The 25,523-nt window shown below is 69.4% G+C and carries 30 protein-coding genes; 18 read left to right on the plus strand and 12 right to left on the minus strand.

Going from position 1 to position 25,523, the window contains the following annotated elements; all coding sequences use genetic code 11:
• Positions 1-6: 6 nt before the first annotated feature.
• The 4 genes from ACSHT8_RS30570 to ACSHT8_RS30585 all read left to right on the plus strand — a co-directional run bounded on the left by ACSHT8_RS30570 (position 7) and on the right by ACSHT8_RS30585 (position 3,715).
• Positions 7-990 carry an SMP-30/gluconolactonase/LRE family protein gene (locus ACSHT8_RS30570; RefSeq protein ID WP_436494841.1) on the plus strand — a complete coding sequence of 328 codons (984 nt, stop codon included), beginning with the start codon at positions 7-9 and terminating at the stop codon, positions 988-990.
• Between the two features lie 175 nt (positions 991-1,165).
• Positions 1,166-2,083, plus strand: coding sequence for a hypothetical protein (locus tag ACSHT8_RS30575; protein WP_436494843.1), 918 nt, complete (start codon positions 1,166-1,168; stop codon positions 2,081-2,083).
• Between the two features lie 181 nt (positions 2,084-2,264).
• Entirely contained in the window at positions 2,265-3,218 is a 954-nt protein-coding gene (locus tag ACSHT8_RS30580; protein ID WP_436494845.1) for an acyl-CoA desaturase, read from the plus strand.
• A gap of 35 nt (positions 3,219-3,253) precedes the next feature.
• The gene (locus ACSHT8_RS30585) at positions 3,254-3,715 is read left to right on the plus strand and encodes a PPOX class F420-dependent oxidoreductase (RefSeq protein WP_436494847.1); all 462 of its coding nucleotides are present in this window, start codon (positions 3,254-3,256) and stop codon (positions 3,713-3,715) included.
• Here the strand turns inward: ACSHT8_RS30585 and ACSHT8_RS30590 are convergent.
• Positions 3,712-4,356 carry a Pr6Pr family membrane protein gene (locus tag ACSHT8_RS30590; protein WP_436494849.1) on the minus strand — a complete coding sequence of 215 codons (645 nt, stop codon included), beginning with the start codon at positions 4,354-4,356 and terminating at the stop codon, positions 3,712-3,714. The genes ACSHT8_RS30585 and ACSHT8_RS30590 overlap by 4 nt on opposite strands.
• 135 nt (positions 4,357-4,491) lie before the next feature.
• Between ACSHT8_RS30590 and ACSHT8_RS30595 the strand changes: the two genes are divergently transcribed.
• The 3 genes from ACSHT8_RS30595 (at position 4,492) to ACSHT8_RS30605 (ending at position 6,074) form a co-directional block, all read left to right on the plus strand.
• Positions 4,492-4,623, plus strand: a complete 132-nt coding sequence (locus ACSHT8_RS30595) for a hypothetical protein (protein ID WP_436494851.1) — start codon at positions 4,492-4,494, stop codon at positions 4,621-4,623.
• A gap of 237 nt (positions 4,624-4,860) precedes the next feature.
• Complete coding sequence (locus tag ACSHT8_RS30600) at positions 4,861-5,196, plus strand: STAS domain-containing protein (protein WP_436494853.1); 336 nt, start codon at positions 4,861-4,863, stop codon at positions 5,194-5,196.
• A 326-nt stretch (positions 5,197-5,522) separates the two neighbouring features.
• On the plus strand, positions 5,523-6,074 hold the full coding sequence (locus ACSHT8_RS30605) for a hypothetical protein (RefSeq protein ID WP_436494855.1): 552 nt from the start codon (positions 5,523-5,525) through the stop codon (positions 6,072-6,074).
• A gap of 37 nt (positions 6,075-6,111) precedes the next feature.
• On the opposite strand, the gene ACSHT8_RS30610 is transcribed toward ACSHT8_RS30605, so the two are convergent.
• Complete coding sequence (locus tag ACSHT8_RS30610; protein ID WP_436494856.1) at positions 6,112-7,728, minus strand: sulfatase; 1,617 nt, start codon at positions 7,726-7,728, stop codon at positions 6,112-6,114.
• 66 nt (positions 7,729-7,794) lie between these two features.
• Here ACSHT8_RS30610 and ACSHT8_RS30615 point away from each other — a divergent pair, with 66 nt between their 5' ends.
• Entirely contained in the window at positions 7,795-8,487 is a 693-nt protein-coding gene (locus ACSHT8_RS30615) for a RibD family protein (protein ID WP_436494858.1), read from the plus strand.
• Here the strand turns inward: ACSHT8_RS30615 and ACSHT8_RS30620 are convergent.
• Both ACSHT8_RS30620 and ACSHT8_RS30625 read right to left on the minus strand, forming a co-directional pair.
• Positions 8,450-8,845 carry a DoxX family protein gene (locus ACSHT8_RS30620; RefSeq protein WP_436494860.1) on the minus strand — a complete coding sequence of 132 codons (396 nt, stop codon included), beginning with the start codon at positions 8,843-8,845 and terminating at the stop codon, positions 8,450-8,452. The two genes, ACSHT8_RS30615 and ACSHT8_RS30620, sit on opposite strands and share 38 nt — an antisense overlap.
• Positions 8,838-9,500, minus strand: a complete 663-nt coding sequence (locus ACSHT8_RS30625; protein WP_436502226.1) for a CDP-alcohol phosphatidyltransferase family protein — start codon at positions 9,498-9,500, stop codon at positions 8,838-8,840. Before ACSHT8_RS30625 ends, ACSHT8_RS30620 begins: the two co-directional genes overlap by 8 nt.
• A gap of 173 nt (positions 9,501-9,673) precedes the next feature.
• On the opposite strand from ACSHT8_RS30625, the gene ACSHT8_RS30630 reads away from it, so the two are divergent.
• Both ACSHT8_RS30630 and ACSHT8_RS30635 read left to right on the plus strand, forming a co-directional pair.
• A complete protein-coding gene (locus ACSHT8_RS30630) occupies positions 9,674-10,621 on the plus strand; it encodes a zinc-dependent alcohol dehydrogenase (RefSeq protein WP_436494862.1) in 948 nt (315 codons plus the stop codon).
• A gap of 92 nt (positions 10,622-10,713) precedes the next feature.
• On the plus strand, positions 10,714-11,418 hold the full coding sequence (locus ACSHT8_RS30635) for a creatininase family protein (protein WP_436494864.1): 705 nt from the start codon (positions 10,714-10,716) through the stop codon (positions 11,416-11,418).
• Here the strand turns inward: ACSHT8_RS30635 and ACSHT8_RS30640 are convergent.
• The 4 genes from ACSHT8_RS30640 to ACSHT8_RS30655 are packed head-to-tail and all read right to left on the minus strand — an operon-like array spanning position 11,338 to position 14,391.
• Positions 11,338-12,252, minus strand: coding sequence for a lysylphosphatidylglycerol synthase transmembrane domain-containing protein (locus ACSHT8_RS30640; protein WP_436494866.1), 915 nt, complete (start codon positions 12,250-12,252; stop codon positions 11,338-11,340). The genes ACSHT8_RS30635 and ACSHT8_RS30640 overlap by 81 nt on opposite strands.
• The gene (locus ACSHT8_RS30645; protein WP_436494868.1) at positions 12,249-13,016 is read right to left on the minus strand and encodes a class I SAM-dependent methyltransferase; all 768 of its coding nucleotides are present in this window, start codon (positions 13,014-13,016) and stop codon (positions 12,249-12,251) included. The genes ACSHT8_RS30640 and ACSHT8_RS30645 overlap by 4 nt, the downstream gene beginning before the upstream one ends.
• Positions 13,013-13,993, minus strand: coding sequence for a glycosyltransferase family 4 protein (locus tag ACSHT8_RS30650; protein ID WP_436502227.1), 981 nt, complete (start codon positions 13,991-13,993; stop codon positions 13,013-13,015). The genes ACSHT8_RS30645 and ACSHT8_RS30650 overlap by 4 nt, the downstream gene beginning before the upstream one ends.
• The gene (locus tag ACSHT8_RS30655; protein ID WP_436502228.1) at positions 13,993-14,391 is read right to left on the minus strand and encodes a 6-pyruvoyl trahydropterin synthase family protein; all 399 of its coding nucleotides are present in this window, start codon (positions 14,389-14,391) and stop codon (positions 13,993-13,995) included. The genes ACSHT8_RS30650 and ACSHT8_RS30655 overlap by 1 nt, the downstream gene beginning before the upstream one ends.
• A gap of 87 nt (positions 14,392-14,478) precedes the next feature.
• Between ACSHT8_RS30655 and ACSHT8_RS30660 the strand changes: the two genes are divergently transcribed.
• The 4 genes from ACSHT8_RS30660 to ACSHT8_RS30675 all read left to right on the plus strand — a co-directional run bounded on the left by ACSHT8_RS30660 (position 14,479) and on the right by ACSHT8_RS30675 (position 19,026).
• Complete coding sequence (locus ACSHT8_RS30660; protein WP_436494870.1) at positions 14,479-15,120, plus strand: GTP cyclohydrolase II; 642 nt, start codon at positions 14,479-14,481, stop codon at positions 15,118-15,120.
• 137 nt (positions 15,121-15,257) lie between these two features.
• The gene (gene aroH / locus ACSHT8_RS30665) at positions 15,258-15,668 is read left to right on the plus strand and encodes a chorismate mutase (protein ID WP_436494872.1); all 411 of its coding nucleotides are present in this window, start codon (positions 15,258-15,260) and stop codon (positions 15,666-15,668) included.
• Positions 15,669-15,705: 37 nt separating this feature from the next.
• Entirely contained in the window at positions 15,706-16,734 is a 1,029-nt protein-coding gene (aroF, locus tag ACSHT8_RS30670) for a 3-deoxy-7-phosphoheptulonate synthase (protein ID WP_436494874.1), read from the plus strand.
• Between the two features lie 123 nt (positions 16,735-16,857).
• On the plus strand, positions 16,858-19,026 hold the full coding sequence (locus tag ACSHT8_RS30675; RefSeq protein WP_436494876.1) for a molybdopterin-dependent oxidoreductase: 2,169 nt from the start codon (positions 16,858-16,860) through the stop codon (positions 19,024-19,026).
• 114 nt (positions 19,027-19,140) lie between these two features.
• On the opposite strand, the gene ACSHT8_RS30680 is transcribed toward ACSHT8_RS30675, so the two are convergent.
• Both ACSHT8_RS30680 and ACSHT8_RS30685 read right to left on the minus strand, forming a co-directional pair.
• On the minus strand, positions 19,141-19,749 hold the full coding sequence (locus ACSHT8_RS30680) for a response regulator transcription factor (protein WP_436494878.1): 609 nt from the start codon (positions 19,747-19,749) through the stop codon (positions 19,141-19,143).
• A gap of 195 nt (positions 19,750-19,944) precedes the next feature.
• Positions 19,945-20,730, minus strand: coding sequence for an AfsR/SARP family transcriptional regulator (locus tag ACSHT8_RS30685; protein ID WP_436494880.1), 786 nt, complete (start codon positions 20,728-20,730; stop codon positions 19,945-19,947).
• 266 nt (positions 20,731-20,996) lie between these two features.
• Between ACSHT8_RS30685 and ACSHT8_RS30690 the strand changes: the two genes are divergently transcribed.
• The 4 genes from ACSHT8_RS30690 (at position 20,997) to ACSHT8_RS30705 (ending at position 24,121) form a co-directional block, all read left to right on the plus strand.
• Entirely contained in the window at positions 20,997-21,782 is a 786-nt protein-coding gene (locus tag ACSHT8_RS30690) for a helix-turn-helix domain-containing protein (protein WP_436494882.1), read from the plus strand.
• 89 nt (positions 21,783-21,871) lie between these two features.
• Complete coding sequence (locus ACSHT8_RS30695; RefSeq protein WP_436494884.1) at positions 21,872-22,771, plus strand: helix-turn-helix domain-containing protein; 900 nt, start codon at positions 21,872-21,874, stop codon at positions 22,769-22,771.
• Positions 22,737-22,946 (plus strand): DUF397 domain-containing protein, encoded by a 210-nt coding sequence (locus tag ACSHT8_RS30700; protein ID WP_436494886.1) that lies wholly within the window; start codon positions 22,737-22,739, stop codon positions 22,944-22,946. Before ACSHT8_RS30695 ends, ACSHT8_RS30700 begins: the two co-directional genes overlap by 35 nt.
• Complete coding sequence (locus ACSHT8_RS30705) at positions 22,916-24,121, plus strand: DUF222 domain-containing protein (RefSeq protein ID WP_436494888.1); 1,206 nt, start codon at positions 22,916-22,918, stop codon at positions 24,119-24,121. Before ACSHT8_RS30700 ends, ACSHT8_RS30705 begins: the two co-directional genes overlap by 31 nt.
• A gap of 152 nt (positions 24,122-24,273) precedes the next feature.
• On the opposite strand, the gene mtnC is transcribed toward ACSHT8_RS30705, so the two are convergent.
• A complete protein-coding gene (mtnC, locus tag ACSHT8_RS30710; protein ID WP_436494890.1) occupies positions 24,274-24,927 on the minus strand; it encodes an acireductone synthase in 654 nt (217 codons plus the stop codon).
• 11 nt (positions 24,928-24,938) lie between these two features.
• Positions 24,939-25,517, minus strand: coding sequence for a 1,2-dihydroxy-3-keto-5-methylthiopentene dioxygenase (locus tag ACSHT8_RS30715; protein WP_436494892.1), 579 nt, complete (start codon positions 25,515-25,517; stop codon positions 24,939-24,941).
• Positions 25,518-25,523 lie beyond the last annotated feature (6 nt).

Consider the following 25,523-nt stretch of genomic DNA (forward strand, 5'->3'; position numbering starts at 1 on the left):
GGGGCTATGGGCCGTCCGAAGATCGAACCTGTGGTGTGGCGGGCTCCCCGCACCGGACCGAAGCCGAAACCGTCTCTTCCCGCGTTGACCGTGCGGCAGGTGACGGGGAAGGGGGCTGAGGATGTCCTGGTGGACGACCACGGCCACGTGTTCACCGGGGTCGAGGACGGCCGGGTTCTCCGCTTGACGGCTGACGGGCGGCGATTGGACACGATCGCCGACACGGGTGGTCGGCCGCTGGGGTTGGAGCTGTTCCCTGATGGTCGGCTGCTGGTCTGTGACGCTGACAAGGGCTTGCTGCTGATCGACAAGACTCACGGTGAGATCGAGGTGTTGATCCCGGCTGGGCCTGGGCTGCGGGTGTGCAACAACGCCGCTGTGGCTGGGGACGGGACGGTGTACTTCACGGACTCGTCGAGCCGGTTCGATCTGGAGTTCTGGAAGGCTGATCTGCTGGAGCACTCGGGGACCGGACGGTTGTTGCGGCGGTCGCCTGATGGTGCTGTTGAGACTCTGTTGACGGGCCTGCACTTCGCCAATGGGGTGGCGTTGGCGCCGGATGAGTCTTACGTGGTGGTGGCGCAGACGGGGGAGTACTGCCTGAACCGGTTGTGGCTGACTGGGGACCGTGCCGGAAAGTCTGACGTGTTGGTCGACAACCTTCCTGGCTTCCCGGACAACATTTCGACCGGCAGTGACGGGCTTGTCTGGATAGCTTTGGCTTCACCGAGGAATCCGGTGTTGGATGTGTTGTTGAGGACGCCACCCAAGGTTCGACAGGCACTTTGGCGAATTCCGGAGCCTTTGCAACCTAAGGAGAAGAAGGTTGTTTGGGTGCGGGCAGTTGACGGCGTAACCGGCAGAACAGTGCATGACTGCTTTGGCAAGGTGCCCAACTACCACATGGTCACCGGCGTCCGAGAACACGACGGCACTGTTTACCTGGGCAGCCTGAACGAGAGCGCCATCGCCCTGTTCGACCTACCTTGAACTGGGCCCGCGGTGGGTTCGTACCGTTGCCTGCCCTGCGGAACCCGTGCCGTGGGACGGTCATGGCGCGGCCGGGGCGCGGGGCGTGGGGTGAACCGATCAAGGGCTTTTGGCATGCGCGTCGAGGAATAGCATCGCCTGGTCGGGGACTACTTCTCCTGGATCGGAGCAGGACATGCGATCCCTGGCGCGTGCAGGTCTTGCCGCGGCCCTCGTAGCCGCGGCGTTATCCATCCCGGTCGGGCAGGCGTCGGCCGACGCCCCGTCCGGCGCGATCTTCACGACCTTGGCGGACGGCACTGAGGTCAACTTCAACCACTACGACGCCAAGCCGGACGTCTACCTCGACGGCGGGCCTGGGCCCGGTGCGCCCCAGCACGCGGCCGGGCTCGATGACGGCACCTACGTCTTCCAGGTAACCGACCCCAGTGGCAAGGTCCTGCTCTCCACCGACCCCGCCCGCTGTCGTCAGTTCGTGGTCTCCGGCGGGATCATCACCAGCGTCGTCGCCACCGGGTGTGAGCACGTCACGGGGCTCGACGTCGATCACGGGGCGACCACCGTGCAGCTCTACCCGTACCTCGACACCCCCAACAACGGTGGCGTCTACAAGGTGTGGGCGACCATGGTCTCCGACTTCCTCGCCGGGTGTGCTGAGCTCGGTGTGGCCAACGGGCTCGACGTCGTCGACTGTGGCAACGCGGCGGGGAACCGGCACGGGTTTGTGCCCGCCGACAGCAAGACCGACAACTTCAAGGTCGACGAGGACATCATCGTCGAGATCGACACCCGGTTCTACCGGCCCGGCAACCCGAACCTGATCGACGGGCTCTCGGTGACCTGGACCGACACCAACGGTGCGAGCAACCGCAAGTGGTCGTATTTCGCGCCGCAGCTCAACGTCAACCATGAGGCGCACGTCGAGGCCGTCGAGGTCGGGACGCACCGGATCTCGGTGGCTGACCAGCCTGGGTGCCAGGTGTTGGCGATCGACTACGGCAAGAAGCATGTCAACGGTGCGGGCTCCGTCGATGTCAAGATCACCAGCATCGGCCGGTCCGCGACGATCTTCATCGATGTTCTCTGTGCGTGAGTGACCGGTGGCGCGGGTCGCCTGTGACCCGCGCCACCTTCGCCCACGTGCCCGGTCAATTCGGACAACCCTCACCCGACCGACGCTTGGTGTCTGCCTGAGTGCCTGGTTTGCTTACGGCTGAGCAGGTACTAATTCCCCCAGACCCACTGGGCAGGTACCCAGGAGCCGGAGGGCAGAAATGACCGCGACCGTCGAGGGCAGCGGCCCGCAGGTGGACCCGGAGGGTCCCAAGCCGATGTTCGGCACGCCGCGCGGGTTGTGGCCGCAGATCGGCACCTACATCTTCATCCTCGTGCCGTTCGTGGCGCTCATCGCCGCGGTGCCGTTCGCGTGGGGATGGGGGTTGGGGTGGGTCGACGTCGCGTTGGCCGCGTTCTTCTACACCTTCACCTGCCTCGGCGTGACGGTCGGATTCCACCGTTACTTCACCCACGGCGCCTTCAAGGCGAACCGGCCCGTGCGCATCGGCCTGGCCATCGTCGGCAGCATGGCACTGCAGGGGCCGATCCTGCACTGGGTGGCCGACCACCGCCGCCACCACGCCTTCTCCGACCGCGACGGCGACCCGCACTCCCCGTGGGCGTTCGGCACCTCGCCCGCCGCGCTCGTCAAGGGGTTCTGGCACGCGCACATGGGGTGGATCTTCGACCGCAAGCTCACCAACGCCGAGCGGTTCGCCCCCGACATGCTCAACGACCCGGACATCCGCCGCATCGACAAGCAGTTCGGCCTGTGGACCGCGGTCACCATGCTCGCGCCCGCCGTGCTCGGCGGTCTGATCACGTGGTCCTGGTGGGGCGCGGTGACCGCGTTCTTCTGGGCCAGCCTGGTGCGCGTGTCGTTCCTGCACCACATCACCTGGTCGACGAACTCGGTGTGCCACCTCATCGGTGAGCGCCCGTTCAAGTCTCGGGACAAGGCGGCCAACTTCTGGCCGCTGGCGATCCTGTCGATGGGCGAGGCCTGGCACAACCTGCACCACGCCGACCCGACCAGCGCCCGCCACGGCGTGCGGCGCGGGCAGATCGACATCTCGGCGCGGCTCATCTGGATCTTCGAGAAGTTCGGGTGGGTCAGCGAGGTCCGCTGGCCGACCGAGGCCCGGCTCGCGAAGATCACCAAAGAAGCCTAACCGCCTCGGGGCGGCGGGTCGGTAGGTTCCAGGGAATGTCCCCACGAACCGCCACCGCCCGCCGCCCCGATCGCGAGCAGCTCCTCGACTTCCTCCGCGCCCGTTCGCGCTGCCTGCTGTCGACCACGCGGGCCGACGGGCGCCCCCAGCTCTCCCCGGTCGCCTATGGCGTCGACGCCGAAGGCCGGGTGGTCATCTCCACCTATCCGTCGCGGGCGAAGGTCCGCAACATCCGCCGCGACCCGGCCGTCTCCGTGTGCGCCATCTCCGACGACTGGGACGGCCCCTACGTCCAGGTGGACGGGCACGCCGAGATCATCGACCTGCCTGACGCGGTCGAGCCGCTCGTCGAGTACTTCCGGGTGATCCGCGGTGAGCATCCCGACTGGGACGAGTACCGCGCGGCGATGGTCCGGCAGGGCAAGTGCCTGATCCGCGTCACCATCGACCGCTGGGGCCCCATCGCGACCGGCGGCTTCCCGCCCGGCGTCGCCTAGGCCGACGCCGTCTCCCGCTTCGCCAGGGCGCGGTCCACGGCCCTCGCGCCCAACGCCAGCACGACGAACAGCATGGCCACGAGGACGCTGTTGAACGCCACCTTGCCGTAGCCGTGCTCGCTCACGTCCAGGAACGGATACGGGTAGAAGTCCACGATCGGCCCGCGGACCAGCGTGAAGCCCAGGTAGAGCAGCGGGAACAGCGCCGCGAGCGCGATCACCCGGTTGTCGATGAGCCCGCGCGGGCCGAACACCAGCCAGCCGACCACCGTCAGCAGCGGCGACGCGGTGTGCAGGAAGAAGTCGGCGACCGCTGCCGCGCCCTGCAGGTCGTTCAGGCCCGACAGCACGGTGTGGAAGACGATGCCGGTGATCGTGATGCCCAGGACACCCATCAGGCGGAACGCGCGGAACACCGTCGACCGGCGCTCCGGGTTCGCGGCCAACAGCGCGTGGGTGACCAGCACGATGATGTTGGACTCGATGGTGAAGAAGCACAGCAGGTTGAACAGCCGCCCGGACACGGTGGTGAAGTGCCCGCCGGTGGCGTTCGCGGTGACCGCCGTCTGGATGACCAGACCGGCCAGGACCGCCAGCGCGGTCAGCCCGAACCACGCCCGGGCGGCTGTTCGCTTCGTCATGCGCTGACGGTAGACGGGCGAGACGATCACTCGCCAATCGAACTCGGACCGGCCGAAAGAATGATCATTGCGGCAAACGGGTGACTGGGTGTCGCGGTGTGTAACGAAGTGCTCCATTCGGCCGACGATCATCGTGTGTCGGTCGAACTGAGGGATCTGGCCTGGGCGAAGGTCGGCGAGGCGCGGCCCGCTGACGCCGCCCGCGTTCCCGACCGCGCGGAAGCCGCGGACGCCGACCGCGCGCGCGACGCCCGGGAAGATCAATAGCGGGCGAACTCCCGTTAAAGGTGTGTGTATTTCCGCGCGGATTTCCCGCAATTCGGACGCTTCTCGACGGCCCTCCAGGGTGTCGCGCGGCGCCTTGCATTCTGTCCGTTATAGTCCGCGGCAACTCGCTCGCGACCGGCGTGTATTGCGTCCCGCCTGGCCCCGGCGACAACCACTGACGGTTCATGGACGTTTGCGGAGGCTGCCGTGCGCGCACCCCTGGAGGTGACCACTCGCGTGACGCGCTCCGCCATCGTGGTCTCCGCCATGGGCCGCATCGATCTGCTCTCCGAAGGTCCGTGGCGCGCCCAGGTCGAGGACGCCTGCGCCGAGGAAACGCTCAAAACCCTGGTGGTGCTGGACCTCTCGCGGGTCACCTACCTCAGCGTCGGCACTGCCCCGCTGCTGCTGCGCGCCCACTATCACTGCCTGCACCGCGGCAGACGGCTGCGCGTCGCCGTCCCGCCGGGGCCCGTTCTGGGCACCATGCAGCTCACCGGCCTCGCCGACTCGCTGCAGCTGTTCCGCGATGTCGACTCGGCACTGCGGCCCGCGGTGTTGTCGTCCTGGTAAGAATGTTGGCCATGGAAACATATTCATGACTGGCAAAAAACTGCGAACGGGCTAAACGCAAGAGCCCTTTCGAGTGTTTTTCCTGAGTCTTGGCACACAATGAGCCGATCGTGCGTGATGGTGTACCCGTGGGTCTTTCATGTCCGTTCCCGTCGCGCCGGGTGGACGCCGGGCGGTGATCTTCATTCGGATGGGACGCTCGTTCGCGTGGATTCGGGTGACAACGACGTGACCTGCGGTAATCACCTTCAGTGATCGTCTGGTGACGTTTGGTTTCGGCTGGTAGCCGTTGTTCAGCGGTGTGAACCAACCGGAAGGACCTTTCGATGAACCGTCACCTCGTTCGGCTCGTGGCCTCGGTCACGACCGTGAGCGTGCTCTCCCTGGCCGGGGCCGGTATGGCGACCGCGACCACGCCGACGCCCGACCAGCCCCCGACCGCCGCGGTGTCGACCTCCGACACCATCGAGCAGCTCAAGGCCATGCACGACCGCATCGACTCGGCGCACAAGGCCGAGGACGTGACAGCGCTGCTCAAGTCGGTCACCGAACTACGCCCCGTCCTCGACGACGTCCGAACCGTCGCCAGGACCAGCCAGACGCTCGACCTGGTCGAGGAGGCCGACGACACGGCCGCCCAGATCCAGGCCAGGCTGCTGCCGCTGGGCCTGCCGGACCCGATCTCGGCCGTCACCGGCCTGGTCGCGTCCCTGCTGTCGCTGGTGATGAACCTGTTGGGCAGCCTGCTGGGCTCGTTGCCGATCCCGCTGCCGCTGCCGCTCCCGGTTCCGCTGCCGGTCCCGGCTCCAGCGCCCGCGCCTGCGCCTGCCCCGGCTCCGGGTCTCCCGCTGCCGATCCCGCTGCCGAACAACGGCTGATCCGCTGAAGACGGCTCGCCCCGGTTGTCCGAACAGGTCAGCCGGGGCGAGTTTCATCGATGGACGGCCCGAACGCGGCGAGGAAGCGGTCGCGGAACGCCTCCATCGGCCAGACCGGCGCCGCCTGCCCTGGGCGCAGCCCCGCGTCCCACCGCCACTGCGCGGTCCGGTCGAGGACCGCGCGGTCCCGGGCCACGATGGTGACCGGCACGTCGCGGGTCGCGCCCGGCCCGGTCACGAGCTGGGCGGGCTGGTGGTCGCCCGCGAACACGAGCACGAGGTCGTCGTCGCCGTACTTCTCCACATAGGACACCAGAGTGTCGACGGTGTACTCGACGGACCGGGCGTAGTCGGCGCGCACCTCGGCCGGGTCCCGCTTGAAGATCGACTCGGCGGCCTGCCCGCCGGACGGCATGGTGGCGAACACCGACCCGTCGCCCACCGCGTCCCAGTCGACGGGCCGGGGGATGGGCGACCACGGCGCGTGGCTCGACAGCAGGGCGATCGTGGCCATCGTCGGCGCGCCGCCTTCGAGGCGCTGGAACGCCGAGAGTGTGTACTGGTCGGGCATCGAGGCGAACCCGAAGCGGGGACCGCGGTAGCCGAGGCCCGCCTCCGGGTAGATCCGGTCGTAGCCGAAGAAGTTCCCCTCCGGCCACGCCTCGCTGATGCCGGGCGCGACGCCGACGGTCTGCCAGTCGGCGCGCTGGAAATAGTGGTTGAGCGTCAACCGGTCGCTGGAGACCAGCGCCCGGTACCGCGCCTGGTTGTCGATCCGGACTCCGGACAGCAGCGTGGCCTGCGCCATCCAGCTGCCGCCGCCGACCGTGGGCGAGGTGAGGTAGCCGCTGCGGGCGGCGTAACCGGAGGCGGCCAGCCGCTGTGTCCCGACGTCGAGCGTGCGCGCCACGCCCGGGTCCTCGACGGCGTTGCGGCCGTAGCTCTCCACGAACGCGACGATGACCGTCTTGCCGCGCAGCGCGGTCAGCAGGCCCGGCCCGGGGGTGTCGCGGTAGGCGTCGGCCGCGGCCTCGGCGGCGAACCGCTCCTGGTCGCGCAGGCTCGTGCCGACCGCCTGAGCGTGCGCGTACGCGGTGCCCGCGGCGTTGGCGGAGACCGGCAATGCGCCCGAGGCGACCGCGAGCACGGCGAACGCCGCGACGACCCGCAGCGTGGCTGTGCGGTGCCGGGCCACCGCCGAACCCGCCCTCAGCACGGACACCGCGGTGAGGGTGACCAGCAGCAGGGCGACCAGGACCGCGGCCACGACCACGCCGACCGCGGCGGCGCCGCCCGCGGTGGTGCGGACGTAGCCGACGGCCGGGCCGAGCAGCGGCCAGTCCAGCACCAGGTCGAACGGCCTGCCGAGCACGGTGTCGAAGCCGAGGTCCAACAGCTTGACCACCGCCAGCAGCCCGAGCGCGGCCCCGCCGGCGAGTGCCAGCGGGCGCCGGACCCGGTCAGGGGCGAGCAGGAGCACCACGGCCCCCGCCAGCGCCTCCACCGGAACCCGGAGGAACGCCCCCGGCGTCAGGCTGTCGGCTTCGGCGGGGAAGGCGAGGACGACCAGCACGAACAGGCAGGCGGCGGCCGTGACTGTAGGACGTCTGACAATCTTGGCCAGACGTCGCAGGTCGGGTGTTCTGGGATTCACTGGCGCCTCCTCCTCTCCACACGCGTGCGCGCGGTCGCCGGTTCACCGGCTCGGTACCTTGGGTCCGTGGCCCGCCCGTATGTGCTCCTCAGCGCCGCCGTCAGCGTCGACGGCTACCTCAGCGACAACGGCACCGAGCGGCTCCCGTTCTCCAGCGCCGAGGACTGGGACCAGGTCGACCAGGCACGCGCCGAGTCCGACGCCATCCTGATCGGGGCGGCGACCGTGCGCCGCGACAACCCGCGCCTGCTCGTCTACAGCGACGAACGACGCGCGGCGCGGGTCGCGCGCGGCCTCCCCGAGTACCCGCTGAAGGTCACCGTGACCGGCTCCGGCCTGCTCGACCCCGGGCTGCGCTTCTGGCACACCGGAGGCCGGAAACTGGTCTACACGACGACTTCCGGCGCGGCCGCCCTCCCACGCGAGCTGTCCGAATCCGCCGACGTCGTGGCGTTGGGGCCGGAGATCGCGATGGGCGCGCTGCTCGACGACCTCGGCGCCCGGGGCGTCACCCGGCTGATGGTGGAGGGCGGCGGCCACCTGCACACCGCCTTCCTTGCCGCGGGCCTGGCCGACGAGATCCGGCTCGCGGTGGCGCCGATGCTCATCGGCCAGGTCGACGCCCCGCGCTTCCTGCACCCCGCCGAGTTCCCCGGCGGACCCGCCCGCCGCTTCGGGCTGGCGGACGTGGCCAAGCTCGGCGACGTCGCCGTCCTGCGCTTTACGCTCGGACCCGGACCCGGTTCACCAGCGCCATGATCGTGTCCAGCCGCAGCAGCGCCACCGCGGCGCACAGCGCGAGCAGGATGGCGGGCAGCATCGCGTCGCCGTTGGCCAGCAGGAACAGCTCGGTGCCCACGGCGCCGACCATCACCAGGGCCAGGCCGAGCGCGGCGAGCCCGCACAGCATCGGGATCAGCAGGCCGATGGCGCCCGCGATCTCCAGCGTCCCGGTGAGGTAGCGCAGCCACTGGCCGAAGCCGATCTCGTCGAACTTCTTGACGAGGCCGTCGCCGAACAGCATGAACGCGCTGTAGACGAAGTAGGCGGCGAGGGCGACCTGGACGACCCAGAGGCCGATCTCCCGGGCACGCGAGGTGGTTCCTTGATCAGACATGGGTGCATCCTTCCGTCGATGCCGACCTGAAAACCACCCGCGTCCGCCACAGCCACCGAACGTCTCGGCCGAACGAGACCGTCAGCGCGGCGAGCGCGACCCCGGCCAGCGCGTCCCCGTACGGCAGGCCCGACGCGGCGCCCACCAGCAGCACGCCCTGCGCGGCCGCCACGGCCTTGCGCGCGAAGCTTGGCAGCAGCGGCCCGGTGAGCCACGGCATGGCCCACGAGGCCGCCACGAACACGTACCGCATGAGGCCGATCGCGAGCACCCACGGCCCGAACTCCAGCGCGACGTGGACGCTCAGCACCAGGATCAGGAACGCGTCGACCTCCATGTCGAAGCGCGCGCCCAGCGCGGACGCGGTGCCGGTGCGGCGCGCGACCTGCCCGTCGACGAAGTCCAGCGCGAGCGCGACGCCCGCGAGCGACACCAGCAGGGCGGTCTGGCCGGTCCCGCTGACCACCAAGGCGGTGACGCCGCCGACGAGGAGTCCCCGCGCGAGGGTCACCCGGTCGGCCGGGCCGATGGCGTGGGTGCCGGATCGCCGCACCGCGCCACCGAGCAGCGTCCACGTGGCCATGCCGTAGGCCAGGCCCGCGATCCACCCGGCAGGCTCCAGGTCCGCGACGCGCCCGAGCAGGCCGAGCAGCATGATCTGCAGCGCCGCCCAGACCGCGTGTTCCGACGCGGTTGATCCCCGCCGCACTTGAGCAGTGGCCCGCGCGTCGCGAACTTTGCGTGGCGGTTTGTGATGATGATGCACCTTGCTGTGCTGAAGTGTGGTCATCGCGGGTGGCCCTTTCCGGGAGGTTAAGGATGACACGCATGGCACGGGCGTTCTGGTTCACTTCCGCCGGAGAAAGTGAGATCCGCCCTGCTCAGCTGCCCTCACCAAGCCAGGACGACGTCGAGGTCCGCACGCTCTACTCGGCGGTGAGCCGGGGCACCGAGACCCTGGTGAGCCGCGGCGAGGTGCCCGTGAGCCAGCACGGGCTGATGCGCGCGCCGTTCCAGGACGGCGACTTCCCGTGGCCGGTCAAGTACGGGTATCTCAACGTCGGCGTGGTCGAGTCCGGCCCGCCCCACCTGCTCGGCCGGACGGTGTTCTGCCTCTATCCACATCAGACCCGCTACGTCGTGCCCGCGACCGCCGTGACCCCGGTGCCCGACGCCGTGCCCGCCAAGCGCGCGGTGCTCGCGGGGACCGTGGAGACGGCGGTCAACGCGCTGTGGGACGCGGCGCCGCTGGTGGGCGACCGGGTCGCGGTCGTCGGCGGCGGGATGGTCGGCTGCGCGGTCGCCGCCCTGCTGGTGCGGTTCCCCGGCGTGCGGGTCCACCTCGTCGACACCGACCCGGCGCGCGCGTCGACCGCGGCGGCGCTGGGCGTCGAGTTCGGCGACACGGCCGACTGCGACCTGGTGGTGCACGCCAGCGCGACGGAGGCCGGGTTCGCGCGGTCGCTGGAGCTGCTGCGGCCGGAGGGCAGGCTGATCGAGCTCAGCTGGTACGGCGACCGGCGGATCAGCGTGCCGCTCGGCGAGTTCTTCCACTCCCGCAGGCTCACCATCCGGGCCAGCCAGGTCGGCACCGTGGCCCGCCCGGACCGCAGCTACGCCGAGCGGATGGCGCTGGCGCTCGACCTGCTCGCCGACCCGCGGTTCGACGCGCTGATCACGGGGGAGTGCCATTTCGACGACCTGCCCGAGGTCATGTCTCGGTTGGAGCTGCTGACCTTGTGCCACCGCGTTGACTACGCTGCCGCCGATGAGTGAGCGCTACCCGATGCCGTTGACGAGGACTGTCGATGTGCGCGCCAGGTTGGAGCCGCCGACCTTTTGCCACCGGGTTGACTACGCTGCCGTCGATGAGTGAGCGCTACCTGATGCCGTTGACCACGAGCGCCGAAGCCGCTGGCGCGACGGTCGCGGTGCTCCCGGTCGGCAGCCTCGAACAGCACGGCCCGTACCTTCCGTTGATCACGGACACCGTGATCGCCTGCACGGTGGCTAGCGCGATCGCCGCGGCGTATCCCGTCCAACTGCTGCCGCCGGTGACGATCTCCTGCTCGCACGAGCACGCCGCCTGGCCGGGCACCGTCAGCATCTCGGCGCGGACCCTGTACTCGGTGGTCCAGGACATCGCCGAGTCGCTGCGGCGGTCCGGGGTGCCGCGCCTGGTCGTGGTGAACGGGCACGGCGGCAACTATGTGCTGGGCAACGTCGTCCAGGAGGCGATGGGGTCGATGGCGCTGTTCCCGACCGTGGACGACTGGCTCGCGGCCCGGACGCGCGCTGGCATCGTCACGTCGATGGACACCGACATGCACGGCGGCGAGGTGGAGACGTCGATCCTGCTGCACGCCCACCCGGACCTGGTGCGGCCCGGCTACGAGACGAGCGACCACGTGGCCGACGACCGCAGGCACCTGCTGACGCTGGGGATGGCGCCATACACGTCGTCGGGTGTGGTGGGGCGGGCGTCGCTGGCCTCAGCCCGCAAAGGCGAGGACCTGCTGGCGGGGCTGGTCGACGCGTTCGCCGGACACCTCGCGGCGCTTGAGCAGCAGTAGCCCGGGCAGGCTCGCGACCAGCGCGAGGACGCCGTAGACGACCCCGGTCGTGAGCCCTTGGGCCGCGCCGAGCCCGGTCGCCCCGAACGCGGCGGCGAGGAACGCCTCGCGCGGTCCGAAGCCGCCGATGTTGACCGGCACGGCCATGACCAGCAGCGCCAGCACGATCACCGGGACCAGGGTCTTCGCGGGAGCGGTCGTCCCGGCCGCTTCGGCGGCGACGAGGAACAGGCTGATGTGCCCGGCGATGGTGGCGGCGGACAAGGTGACGACAGTGGGCAGCGCGGTCAGGGCGCTGCGCAGGTCGGCCCACGTCGTGCGGAGCGCCGGGACCCGGCTGGCGGCGGCGGTGGCCACCACGAGCGCGACGAGGGCGACGGTGAGGGTTTCCTTGCTGGGAGCCAGGTTCAGGCCGGGGATGGGCTGCGCGATGACCACCGCGACACCGATGGCGATGAGCACGACCTGACCCGCGACCCGCTCGAACACGACAGCGCGGACCCCGCGGCCCCCGGTGTGCTTGCCGTGGCTGACCGCGCGGTGCACGTCGCCGAGGACGCCCGCGGGGAGGACGGCGTTGAGGAACAGCGCCCGGTAGTAGTCGGCGACGGCGGTGCCGAGTGTCAGGGGGAGACCGAGTCGGCGCGAGATCACGCACCAGCGGCCCGCGGCGGTGACGGTGGTGAGCAGGCCGATCGCGAGGGCGGCGAGGATCGGCCACCCGGCGGCCGCGCGCAGGCCGTCGAGGAACGCTTGCGTGCCGAGTTTGAGCCCGAGGGCGACCAGGACAGCGGCCGCGAGGGCGAGTCGCAGCCACGGCCAGGCGCGCTTCACCGGGTCACCTCGGCCAGCAGATCAGCGTGGCCGACAGCTGCCCGGAACGGTGTCGCCAGCCTCCGCTCCACGTAGGCGGCGGCTTCCTCGGCCAGCTCGGGTTCCTGCTCCACCGCCGCGCCGACCCAGCCGCGCAGCCACTCGTGGGCGAGCGCGGCCTCGTCCGGGCCGAGCCGCCACGGGCTTGGCCGGGTGGACACGGTCGCGCCCAATTCGGCGAAGGTGTCGGCGGTGATCTCCACCGCGTCCGGTCCGAGCAGGCCGTCCCGGCGCTGGTGGGCGTTGAACGCGGCCTCCACCACGGCGTCGAACGGATCGACGGGGTCGAGGTCGACCACCCCGGTCACCGACAGCGTCAGCAGCGCCGGGACGCCCGCCGTCACGCACGCCGACGCGATAGCGGCCACGTCCGGCGCGGTCAGCAGGTCGAGCAGTGCCGAGGCGGTCACCAGCGAGGTGCCGTCGAGGTCGGCGGCCCGCAGCGCGGTCACGTCGCCCACCTCGGTCCGCACGGTGACACCCGGGCCCGCCACCCGCTCGGCCGCCAGGTCGAGCAGCGCGCGGTCGCGGTCGTGCAGCACCCACTGCTGCGGGCGGTCCAGCCTGCCCGCGAGCCAACGTCCCATCGATCCCGTTCCACATCCGAGGTCACGGATGACGGCCGGGGTTCGGTTCAAAACGATCTTGTCGACCAGCTCGACGGACCGCGCGGCGGCGTCGGCGGGTTCGCGGAGCGCCAGCCAGCGCGGGTCGAATCCGGTCATGTGCGCAGGCTAGCCAGGACGTCGGCCATTTCCCGCGTCGACTGTTCCCACGTGTCCAACTGGCCCCGGCGCCGCAGTGCCGCCGCCCGCAGTCTGTCCCGGAGCGCACTGTCGGTGAGCCAGTCCCGAAGGGCGGCGGCGAGTTCGCCCGCGTCGCCTGGAGTGAGTGACAGGCCGCCGTCGCCGAGGGCGTCTGGGGCGCTGCTGGCCATGACCGGAATACCGCGCGCCAGCGCCTCGGTCACCACCATGCCGAACGTCTCCGCCCGCGACGGCAGGACGAACAGGTCGGCCCTGTCGTACGCCTCCGCCAGCGCGGCGCCCACGAGCGGGCCAGTGATCCGGATGGGGAGCTTCTCGACCATCGACGCCACGCGCCGGGTGTGTGCCGAGTCGGGCACCGGGCCGACGAAGTCGCACCGCCACGGCAGGTCGGTGAGCGTCGCCAGGGCCTCGACCAGCACGTCGTGGCCCTTGCGTGGGGTGAGGGAGGCGACGCAGAGCAGCTGCGACACGCCATCGGTGCCGGACGCGACCGGCGCTGGATCGGTGCCCGGCACCACGGTCCGCACCTCGCGCACACCGGTCAGCCGGGCCGCCATCGACGGCCCGGTCACCACGACCACCCGGGCCGCCCGCAGCACCTCGCCTTCGCCAGCGTCGAGATCCTCCGCGCCGGGCTCGTCAGCCAACGGCAGGTGAAGCAGCACCGCCAGGCGGAGGCGCCGCGCTTCCGGCACGACGATGTCCGGCACCCCGCAGGCGACCAGCCCGTCGATCAGCACGACCGCGTCGTCCGGGCAGCCTGCCAGCGCTCGGGCGAGCTCCGCCCGCGCGTCAGCGTCCGGGCGCGGCCAGGTGCCGGAGATCGTGATCTCGCGCACCGAGTCGAGGCCGTCGCAGACGCGGCGGTCGTAGGTGTTGCCGCCGCTGGGCGACGCCGGGTCGTCGACGTTGCCCGGCAGCAGTGCGTGGATCACAGGGCCCGAGAGTAGGCCGCCCACGCGACGTGCGACTCCTGCAGCGTGACCTCGATTCCCGCCAGCCCCTTCGCGCCTTCGCCGAGTTCGCCCTGGTGGACGCGGTCGGCGAGCTGGTCGGCGATGTGCTTGGCGAGGAACTCCGTCGACGTGTTGATCCCGGCGAATTCGGGTAGGTCGTCGAGGTTGCGGTAGTTCAATCCGCTGAGGACCTCGCCGAGGCGGGTGGTCGCCAGACCGATGTCGACCACGATGTTGTCGGCGTCCAATTCGGTCCGAGTGAACCGGGCGTCCACCACATACGTTGCACCATGCAACCGCTGCGCAGGTCCGAAGACCTCGCCGCGGAAGCTGTGGGCGATCATCACGTGATCACGGACAGTGATGCTGAACAGGGTGTCCTCCACGGTGTGAGCGGGTTACGGTACGAGGCCGGACGATCGTAGACGGACGATCGGATCGGCCCGGGGCGAGAGGACCGGATGTACGAACAAGCGATCGACCTGGCTGATGTCGCGGAGTCGGACCTGGTCACCCGACGCGGCAAGTTCCGCGCGGTGGCGTTCCGGCTCGGCGGGCACGAGCACATGGCGCTCGTCTTCGGCAAGATCCACCTCCGCGAGCGGGTGCTCGTGCGGGTTCACTCGGAGTGCATGACCGGTGACATCTTCGGTGCCATGCGCTGCGAATGCGGTGAGCAGCTCAACTCGGCACTCGACGCCATCGTGGCCGAGGGCAGCGGAGTGCTGATCTACCTGCGCGGCCACGAGGGCCGGGGGATCGGCCTGGTCGCGAAGGTCCGCACCCACGTGCTGCAGGACGAACAGGGCCTCGACACCCTCGACTCGGCCACCGCGCTGGGCCTGCCGGTCGACGTGCGCGACTACAGCCCGGCCGCGGTCGTGCTGCGGCACCTGCGGGTGCGCTCGGTGCGCCTGATGTCGAACAACCCGGACAAGATCGACGCGCTGGAGTCGCACGGCATCCCGGTGGCCGACCGCGTCCCGCTGCTGATGCGGGCGACAGACCAGAACATCGGCTACCTCACGGCCAAACGCGACCGCCTCGGCCACGACCTCCCCCAGGTCGACCTCTTCGCCGACCTGCCCCGCACCGCCGACTAACTCTGCCTGTGGGCTCCGGCTAGCAGGATTGCGGCGTTGTTGCGGTGTGTCCGGTTCGCTTTGTAAGCACCGATGGAGAAGACGCTCCGGAAAGGGCGGTGAGACGCTGGGTTCCCCCAACAACGGGTGGTGACTCGATGACTGCGGTGCGGGCGGTGCGGGGTGCTATCCAGGTCGACCGGGACGAGCGTGACCTCATCATCGCCGACACCCGGACGCTCCTGGAAGAGATCCTCATCCGCAACAACGTCGCCGCGGAGGACATCATCAGTGTCTTCTTCACCATGACTCCCGACCTGGCCAGCGGCTTCCCCGCCGCGGCCGCGCGGGAACTCGGGCTGGTCGATGTCCCTCTCATGTGCGCCACCGAGATCGCGGTGCCGAACGCACTGCGGCGGGTCGTTCGGGTGCTCGCCCACATCAACACCGACCTCTCGCGGAGCGACGTGGAACACGTCTATCTGCGGGGCGCGGGCCGGTTGCGGCCAGACCTGGCGGACGGCGCGCGTCAATTCCAGCGGCGGGGCGGGCCTGGCCTGTCCGCGTGACGGTAGGACGAGAGGAACCACGCTAATGGTTATTGTGATGACGGCCGACGCGACCGAGGCGGATGTCGCGGCGGTTGTCAGCCAGGTGGAATCGGCCGACGGTCAGGCGTTCGTCAGCCGGGGCGTGCGCCGGACGATCATCGGGCTGGTCGGCGACGTCGACCGGTTCGCCGAGATGGACCTCGACCGGCTGCGCGGGGTCAGCAGCGTTCGCCGGATCACCGCGGGCTACAAGCTGGTCAGCCGGGAGCACCACCCGGCGCGTTCTGTCGTGCACGTCGGCGGGGTGCAGATCGGGCCGCACACCGTCACCATGATCGCCGGGCCGTGCGCGGTCGAGACCCCGGAGCAGACCCTGCTCGCGGCGCGGATGGCGCAGGCGGCGGGGGCGACGATCCTGCGGGGCGGGGCGTTCAAGCCGCGCACCTCGCCGTACGCCTTCCAGGGCCTCGGCATCCACGGGCTGCGCATCCTCGCCGACGTCAAGCGCGCCACCGGCATGCCGATCGTGACCGAGGTCGTCGGGCCCAAGGACGTCGACGTGGTCGCCGAGTACGCCGACATGCTCCAGGTCGGCACCCGCAACATGCAGAACTTCCCGCTGCTGCAGGCCGTCGGCGAGTGCGGCAAGCCGGTGCTCCTCAAGCGTGGCATGAACGCCACCATTGAGGAGTGGCTGATGGCCGCGGAGTACATCGCCCAGCGCGGCAATCTCGACATCGTGCTGTGCGAGCGCGGGATCCGCACGTTCGAGACCGCGACCCGCAACACCCTCGACATCTCCGCGGTCCCGGTCGCGCAACGCTTGTCCCACCTGCCGGTGATCGTCGACCCGTCGCACTCCGGCGGCCGGCGCGACCTGGTGCTTCCGCTGAGCCGCGCCGCCATCGTGGCGGGCGCTGACGGGCTGATCATCGACGTGCACCCGCAGCCGGAGGCCGCGCTGTGCGACGGGCCGCAGGCGCTGGTCAAGGAGGACCTGCAGGTTCTGTCCCACTCGGTGCGCCAGCTCACCGCGTTCATGGGCCGCACCCCGCCGCAGCGCGAGGAGTGGCTCGCCTCGTGAGTCTCATGTGGACTGTCCGGCCCGCTGCTCGCGGGTCGGACAGTCCGCATTTCGGAAGATTTCCGGCGGTTCCGGGCGGGACATGATGGGTGGGCCCACCACCTGCCAGTGCCAGGAGTGCCGATGAGAACCGCGCACCGGACCTGCCCCATCTGCGACGCCATCTGCGGCCTGAAACTCACCGTCGACGACGGCGGCCAGGTCACGTCGGTCAAGGGCGACAAGGACGACCCGCTGTCCAAGGGCTACCTGTGCCCGAAGGGCGCGAGCCTGGCCAACATCGACGCCGACCCGGACCGGCTGCGGGTGCCGATGATCCGCGACGGCGAGCAGTGGCGGGAAGCGAGTTGGGAAGAGGCGTTCCGGGCGGTCGACGCTGGTCTTCGCGGCGTGATGGACGCGCATGGCCGCGACGCGGTGGGTGTCTACTTCGGCAACCCGACCTACCACACGATGGCCGGGTTCATGTACCGCCAACCGCTGTCACAGTCCTTGGGCAGCAAGAACGTGTACTCGGCGGCCACCATCGACCAGATGCCCAAGCATGTGTCGACGGGCCTCATGTTCGGCGACGCGATGGCGTTCCCGGTGCCGGACGTCGACCGGACGCAGTATCTGCTGGTCCTGGGCGCGAATCCGTTGGTCTCCAACGGTTCCCTCTGCGTCGCGCCGGACTTCGGTGGCAGGCTGAAGGCGTTGAAGGCTCGCGGCGGCAAGCTCGTCGTGGTTGATCCGCGGCGGACCCGCACGGCCGGGGTCGCCGACGAACACCTGCCGATCCGCCCGGGCACCGACCCGTACTTCCTGCTCGCCATCGTCCACACGCTGCTGTCCGAGAACCTGACCACGGTCGACGTCCCAGTCGCCGGCCTCGACGAACTGCGCGCGCTCGCAGCCGACTTCAGCCCGGCCGCTGTGGAGGCCGTGACGGGTGTCCCGGCCGACGTGACGGCAAGGATCGCCCGGGAACTCGCCGCGGCGCCCAGTGCGGCCGTGTACGGCCGGATCGGCACCAGCACGGTCGAGTTCGGCACCGTCGCGCAGTGGCTGATCGACACGGTCAACATCCTGACCGGGAATTTCGACAAGCCGGGCGGCGTGATGTTCACCCGGACCGCCGCGTTCGAGGTCTTCCGGACCGGCCAGCAGTTCACGATGGGCAACTGGCACAGCCGCGTCCGCGGGCTGCCGGAGATCCTGGGCGAGGTCCCCGTCGCGACACTCGCCGACGAGATCGAGACCCCGGGCGAGGGCCAGGTCCGCGCGATGATCCTGATCGCCGGGAACCTGGTGCTGTCCGCGCCCAACGGGCCCCGGCTGGACCGCGCCTTCGCCGACCTCGACTTCATGGTGTGCGTCGACCCGTACCTCAACGAGACCACCAAGCACGCCAACGTCATCCTGCCGCCGCCGGGGATTCTGCAGGTGCCGCACTACGACTTCCTCGAACTCACCGTCGCCGTGCGGAACTACGCCCGCTTCTCGCCCGCCGTGCGGCCGTTGGGCGCCGACCAGCGCACCGAGGCCGAGATCCTGGCCAAGCTGACGATGATCGTCGCGGGCATGGGACCGGACGGGGAGGCGGCGGGCTTCGACGAGGTGATCGTCGGCGGGCTCCTGGAGGCCATGACGCAGATCCCGATCACCAAAATCGCGGGCCGCGATCCGGTCGAGGTCCGCGCTGAACTGACCGGTGACAGCGGGCCTGAGCTGTTCCTGGACGCGCTGCTGCGCCTCGGCCCGTACGGGTTGACGTTGGACGAGCTGAAGAAGCACCCGAGCGGCATCGACCTGGGCGAGCTGAAGCCCCGGTTCAACGAGCTGCTGATGACGGCTTCCGGCAAGGTCGAGCTGACTCCCGCGCCGCTGGTGGACGAGGTCGGGCGGTTGAAGGACCGGCTCGGTGCCGAACCCGCCGAGCTGCTGCTGATCGGGCGGCGGCAGCTGCGGTCGAACAACAGTTGGCTGCACAACGTGGCGACGCTGGTCGGCGGCAGCAACCAGTGCACGCTCCAGGTGAACCCGGCCGACATCGAGCGGCTGGGGTTGGGGGAGCGGGCGGTGATCAAGTCGGCGGCCGGGGAACTGGTGGTGCCGGTGGAGGCGACGGAGACGATCATGGCCGGGGTGGTGAGCCTGCCGCATGGCTGGGGGCACACGGAGAAGTCGACTCCGGTGGCTCTCGCGCACGCCGGGGTCAACGCGAACGCGCTGACGAATGAGCTGATTGTCGACCGGACGTCGGGGAACGCGGTGTTCTCGGGGGTTCCCGTGACGGTTCGGCCCGCTTAATTCAACCAACCGGCTTCGCGGGCGATGCGGATGGCGTCCACCCGGTTGCGGGCGTGCTGTGTGGTGGTGAGTCTCTAGTTCAGGTCAGGTCAGGTCAGGTCAGGTCAGGTCAGGTCAGTTCAACCAACCGGCTTCGCGGGCGATGCGGATGGCGTCCACCCGGTTGCGGGCGTTCAGCTTGGTGACGATCGAGGCGAGGTAGTTGCGTACCGTCCCCGGCGAGAGGAACAGCTTTCCCGCGATCTGGTGGGCGTCCAAACCGTCCGCCGCGTGCCGGAGGATCTCTGTCTCGCGGTCGGTCAGCGGGCAGTCGGGCATGTCCCACGCGGCCAGTGCCAGTTGACTGTCCACAACGCGCTCACCAGCGGCGATCCGCCGCACAGCGTTGGCGAGCTTGTCGGCGGGGGCGTCTTTCAGCATGAAGCCGTTGACCTTGGCCGCCAGTGCCCTGCGGACAGTCGCTGGTCTGCCCAGGCTGGTGAGGATCAGCGTGCGGCAGTTGGGCAGCTCGGAGTGCAGTTCGACGGCCGCGGTGAGGCCGTCTTTCCCTGGCAAGTCGATGTCGATGATGGCGACGTCCGGCGCGCACTGGTGGGCCGCGGGCACGATCTTGTCGCCCTCGGCGACCTCGGCCACCACCTCGATATCCGGTTCGAGGTTCAGCAACGCGACGAGCGCACCCCGGACCAGGTGCATGTCCTCGGCGAGCAGCACCCTGATCACGATGACCCCTTGCTCGTGGAGCGTCGAACAGCGAGAGCATCGTAGACCCGGGGAGGGAGCGACGGCGGGATTGGGGGGACACCGCCCGCCGCGCCTTCCCTCGCAGCGGCGGACGGTGTCAGCTCAGGACCGGCCTGCCGGTCGCTTCTTCGTGTGGTTGTGGGTGTCGCTGTGTCAGCTCAGGAGAAATCCGGGTCAGGTCGTGGACGTGCCCACCGACAGCAGCTCCTGTTGCAGTTTCTGCAGATCAGCGCAGGGTTCGAGGCCGAGTTCCTCATTCAGTTTGGTCCGCAGGTCCCGATACATCTCCAACGCTTCCAACCGTCGCCCGCTCAGTCCCAAAGCGCGCATCAGCTGGCCGTGTAGTCCCTCGTCGTGCGGGTTCTCCGCGACCAGGGACCGCAGCTCGGGGATCAGGGCGCGGTGCTGCCCGGCCTCGATCTCGGCCTGGATGCGCAAGTAGCGGGCCGCGTTGCGCTGCTCCTCCAGATCGACCGCGTACGCCGACAGGACCGGGCCGCACGGCACGTTGGCCATCGGCGGGCCCGCCCAGAGCGCGAGAGCCGCGCGGAGGGTGTCGGCAGCTGCAGCGGGATCGGTGGCGAGCAGGTCGCGGCCGAGTTTGCAGAGGCGCTGGAACGTGAACACGTCGATCTGCTCACGGTCCACTTTGAACACATAGCCGGGTGGCTTGGTGACCACGACCTCGCCGCCCGCGAGGCCGTTGCGCTCGATGCATTGGCGCAGGTGGTAGACGTAGGTCTGCATGGTCTTGCGGACGCTGCGCGGCGGGTCCTGCGACCAGAGTTCGCGGATGATCGTGTCGGCGTCGACGACCTGGCCCGCGCGCATGAGCAGCAGCGCGAGCAGCTGCAGCACCTTCGGGCCGGTCGGCGCGTAGTCGACGTCGTTCATCCGGACTTCCAGCGGACCCAACAAGGTGAAGCGGACAGCGGGTTGGTCGCCGCGTGCGCGTGTCACAGTGGTCGACCTCCCCTCAGCCGCGCCGGCCCCGTTCCGCGAAACCCAACGCTGGTTCTCTGAGATTAGCCGGCGGGCCGGTCGGGCGGCAGTGATCCGAACACGACTGTCTGGATGAGTCGGTGGGTGCGCGAATGTGCGCGTTTCATGCGCCAGACGTGGCGTTAGACCTTGCTTCGTCTTTCGTTCGAACCGGAGGTCGCATTGTGTGATCACACGGATTTCGGGGAGTGACCGCGGACCGCGGACAAGGACAGGAGGGTGCCATGAAACCCGTTGTGCGGAAGGCCATCTCGGCGATCCGAGCCCGCTACGCCGAGCCGATCGCGTTGACCGAGCTGGCCTCCGAGGTGTTCATCAGCCCCTTCCACTTCTCGCGCGTGTTCGCGAAGGAGACCGGGGTGACGCCCGGCCGGTACCTGACGGCGGTGCGGTTGTTCGAGGCCAAGCGCCTGCTGCTGACCACGTCGTTGACGGTGTCGGACATCGTCTGCGGCGTCGGGTACAGCAGTGTCGGGACGTTCACGAGCCGGTTCACGAAGGCGGTTGGGTTGACGCCGACGCAGTACCGGTCGCCGGAGGTGTCGAAGTTGTTACTGGCGCTGGCGCCGGAGTTCTTCTTCATGCCGTCGCTGGAGGATCTGAGCGGCGTGGGTTCGCCGGTCGGTCTGACGTCGGGTGCGGACGCGGTGCACGGCCGGGTGCGGTTCCCGGAAGGCATGCGCGGGGAAGTGTTGGTCGGGCTGTTCGCGGATCCGATTCCGCAGAGCGCGCCGGTCGCTTTCCAGCATCTTTCCGCTGATGGGACCGGCCAGTTCACGATCCCGTCGGTGCCGTCGGGAACTTGGTATCCGCTGGCCATGGCGCGGGCGGTCAATGGGCCGATCCTGTTGGACACGCCGCGGACGCCGGTTGTGGTGGGGGAGGGCCGGTCGATGGACCTGCGGATCTCGCTGCGGGAAATGGACCCGACCGATCCGCCTATCGCGGTCACCCTGGCACGGAGGGAATCCTTGGCGGCGGTGCGCGCGCCACGGCTTCGGGCGGTGTGATTTTCGGGTGACGGAAAGCCCTCGCGCGATCAGGTGAAAGGCTGGTTCCTGGTCGCGCGTGGGGACGCGGATTCCTTACCGTTTGGGGAATGCACGCAAAGAGTCGGGCGGGCGGGCGCGAACTTGGCGACCTGCTGCGCTACCACCGCGAGATGGCCGGACTGACGATGGAGGACCTGTCAGGACGCTTCGGGCGATCCATCACCCTCATCCACAGGCTTGAGAAAGGTGAGCGAAGGACGATCACCGAGACCGAGGTCGTCCACTTCCTGGTCGCCTGTGGGGCCACGTATCAGGAGGTCAACGAGGCGGTCGCCTTCTGGCGGGAGACCGTCGACGACCGTGGATACCGGCTGTGCAAGAGCGGCCACCTGATGTCCGACTCGCTCCGATCCCTCATCCACCACGAGGCCAAAGCTGATCGAGTCGTGAACTATCAGCCCGAGGTGATCCCGGGCCTCCTGCAGACTGAGCCGTATATCCAGGCGCTGTTCCGCCGGTCGGACTTCCCGGAGGACAAGCGCCAGGAGCGAGTGACAGCCCGGCTCAACCGGCAGAAGATCCTCTTCCGAAACAACCCGGGAAGGTTCACCTACTTCATCAACGAGCGCGCGTTGCGGCTGGAGGTGGGCAACTACAAGGTCATGGCCGAGCAACTGCTCGCCATGCTCTTCTTCGCCGACCGTGAGAACATCAGCCTTCGAGTCATCCCCGCTGCCGCGCGGCATCATGCCTTGTTCGGCGCACCGTTCATGTTCCTCGACTACGAGCAGTTCTCGCCGATCATCTATCTCGAACACGCGCTGGGCGGCACCCTCGCCGAAGACCGCGCCTACATCGAGGGGTATCGAGCACTCCTGCGGCAGGTGGTCACGGTCGCCTTCAACGAGCGAGATTCCCGGGCTTTCATCGCCAAGCTGGCAGATGAATACGACCGGGCCGAAGGCCACTGGGATGACTCATGGCGGGTGGCGAAAGAGCAGCTTTAGCAATGGTCCGGAGGGCAACTGTGTCGAGGTTGCTCTCCGGCCTTTCTTGTTCCGTCACCCGATAGGTTGTTGGCCTCGGCGCACGATCGGGTGGTCTTCTTCTACCTGCGGAAATGGGCTGTTTTCGCCGGTATTGTTGAACTTGTGTTCGATGTCGATGTGGTCGCCGGGATGAGCGACGTGGAGGTGCTGGACCTGCTGCGCGAGTTGGAGCGCGAGCAGGCGGTCCGCGACGCGGTGAAGGTTCGGGCGTTGGCGCGGATGGCTGAGTTGCGGCCGGATCGCGACGGGGGTGGGCATCGGTTCGCGGGGGCGGAGGTCGGGGTCGAGTTGCGGTGGACGCCGGGGCACGCGGCGTGCCAGGTGGCTCGGGCGGCTCGGCTTGTCGCGCTGTTTCCGTCCACTGTGGACGCGTTGGCGGCGGCGCGGATCGACCTGGCCCGGGCGCACGCGTTGGCTGAGATCACCGAGACCTTGTCCGACGAGCACGCCGGTGAGTTGGAGGCGTGGATCCTGGCTCGCGCCGAGGGCAAGACGATCGAGGGGTGGCGGCAGGCCCTGCGGGCGAAGAAGGACCGGGTCGATCCCGAGGGTGCCCGGCGGCGTCGGGAGCAGCGGCGCAGGGAGCGTCGGGTGGGTCTCTACGCCGCCGAGGATGGGATGGCCTGTTTCGACGTGTATGACACGGGCGAGCGGTTGCGGGCGGTCTACCTGATGGTGGACAAGGTGGCGCGGGCGATGCGCGCGGAGGGCGCGAGCGAGCCGCTGGACGCTCTGCGGGCCGACGCGCTCTACGACATGGTCGTCAACGGTGGTGGCCGGGGTGTCAGCGTCGAGTTGCAGGTCGCGGTGCCCTACACCGTTCTGCTCGGGGCCGACGTGCCGGGGACGCTGGCCGGGTACGGCAGCATCAGCTCGGCCGCGGTCGCCGAACTGGTGGCCGCCGAGGGCACGGCGTGGCGGCGGGTGGTCACCGATCCCGCGGGGAAGGTGCTGGAAGTCAGCGCCCGCAGGCACCCCGGCGCCGATCTCGCCCGCCACATCCGTTTGCGCGACCAGGTGTGCCGGTTCCCGGGCTGTCACCGGCAGGCCGCCGCCTGCGAACTCGACCACACCGTCCCGCACAGTCGGGGCGGCTCGACCAGCGCGGACAATCTCGGCTGCCTGTGTCCGCTGCACCACAAGCTGAAAGACCAACCGGGGTGGCGATTGCGCCAGACCCGCCCCGGCCTGTTCGTGTGGACGACACCGGGTGGGCGAACCCACGACGTCGGGCAAGACCCACTCGTCGACTACGAGATTCCCGCGCCCAGACAAGGAGAAAAGTCTCTCGACCCCGCGCCATTCTGACGGGCGGTTGTCACGACCGGCACCGTGCGCGCGGTGCCGGCCGTGATCGGGTGTTGGCCGGTCGAGCCGACCGAGGTCCCGTTTACCGCCGCCCCATAAGTGTGCGGCGCACGGGCCGGACGTGACGTCCTCACCTTTGCTCTAGGCGTTCCTCAGACGTCCCCGAAATCCTTGACCGCCCGATGACTCCCCACATCCGGGTTGTCATCCTCCGCCCTGCTCACCCCAACCGTCTGCCACCCCGCCGCGCGCGCCGCGTCCAGCTCCGCCGCGACATCCGACAGGAACAGGATCTCGCAGGCAGGCACGCCGATCGCGGCTGCGATCCGCTGGTACGAAGCCGATTCCTTCTTAGGGCCGCCGGTCACCGTGTCGAAATGGCCGTCCAGCAAGCCCAACAGGTCCCCGTGATCCGTCCGCGAGAACCAAAGTCGTTGCGCCAGCACCGATCCCGACGAATAGATCCACCGGCCGACCCCGGCCGCCCGCCAAGCCTCCAACGCAGGGGGCACGTCCGGATAGATCACGCCCGTCAGCTCGCCTGCCGCGAAGCCCTCTTCCCAGATCAGCCCGTGCAGCGTCTTCAACGGACTGTGCTTCAGATTCAGGTCGTGCCACGACACCAGCACCGCCGCGACCTCGGCCGCGCTCAACCGCCTGCCGACGATTTCGCGGACGCCGCTGGCCACCGACGCTGTCCCCGGCCTGCCCGCGAGGATCCACGGCGTGATCCGGTCCCGCGCATAGGGGAACAGCACGTCGTGGACCGCCGACAGGGGACTGACCGTGCCCTCGATGTCGAGCACTACATGACGGATCACGAGGCGGGGGCCAGCAGTTCGTCGAGGGTCGGCATGGTGGACGAGATCTCCGCGCCGGTGAAGCCCGCGATCCAGCCGTCCTCCTCCTGGAAGAAGCGGATGGCGCAGAAGTGCGGCCGGGAGCCCATGTCGAACCAGTGCGTCGTCCCGGCGGGCACCGACATCAGGTCGCCCGCCTCGCAGACGACCGCGTAGACCTTGTCGCCCAGGTGGAGGTAGAAGCAGCCGGTGCCCTCGACGAAGAAGCGGACCTCGTCCTCGTCGTGGGTGTGCTCGGCGAGGAACTTCTGGCGGGCGCCCTCGGCCTTCGCGGGCCACGTCGGGTCCGAGTCGTCCGGGACCAGCCGGACGACGTCGACCAGCGGGTACGGGCCCTCGGCGGATACGCGGGCCACCTCGTCCTTGTAGGCGGCGAGCACCTCGTCCTGGCCCGCGCCGTCCGGCAGCGGCACGGTGGCCCACTGCTCCAGCGTGATGTTGAAGGGGGCCAGCTGGGCGGCGATCTCGGTGAGGTCGCGGGTGCGCAGCAGCACGGTGGAGCTGTCGTCCTCCGGCATGACCTGCAGCAGCGTCATCGTCTA

This window comes from Actinokineospora sp. HUAS TT18 (genome assembly GCF_051364635.1).
GTDB lineage: Bacteria > Actinomycetota > Actinomycetes > Mycobacteriales > Pseudonocardiaceae > Actinokineospora.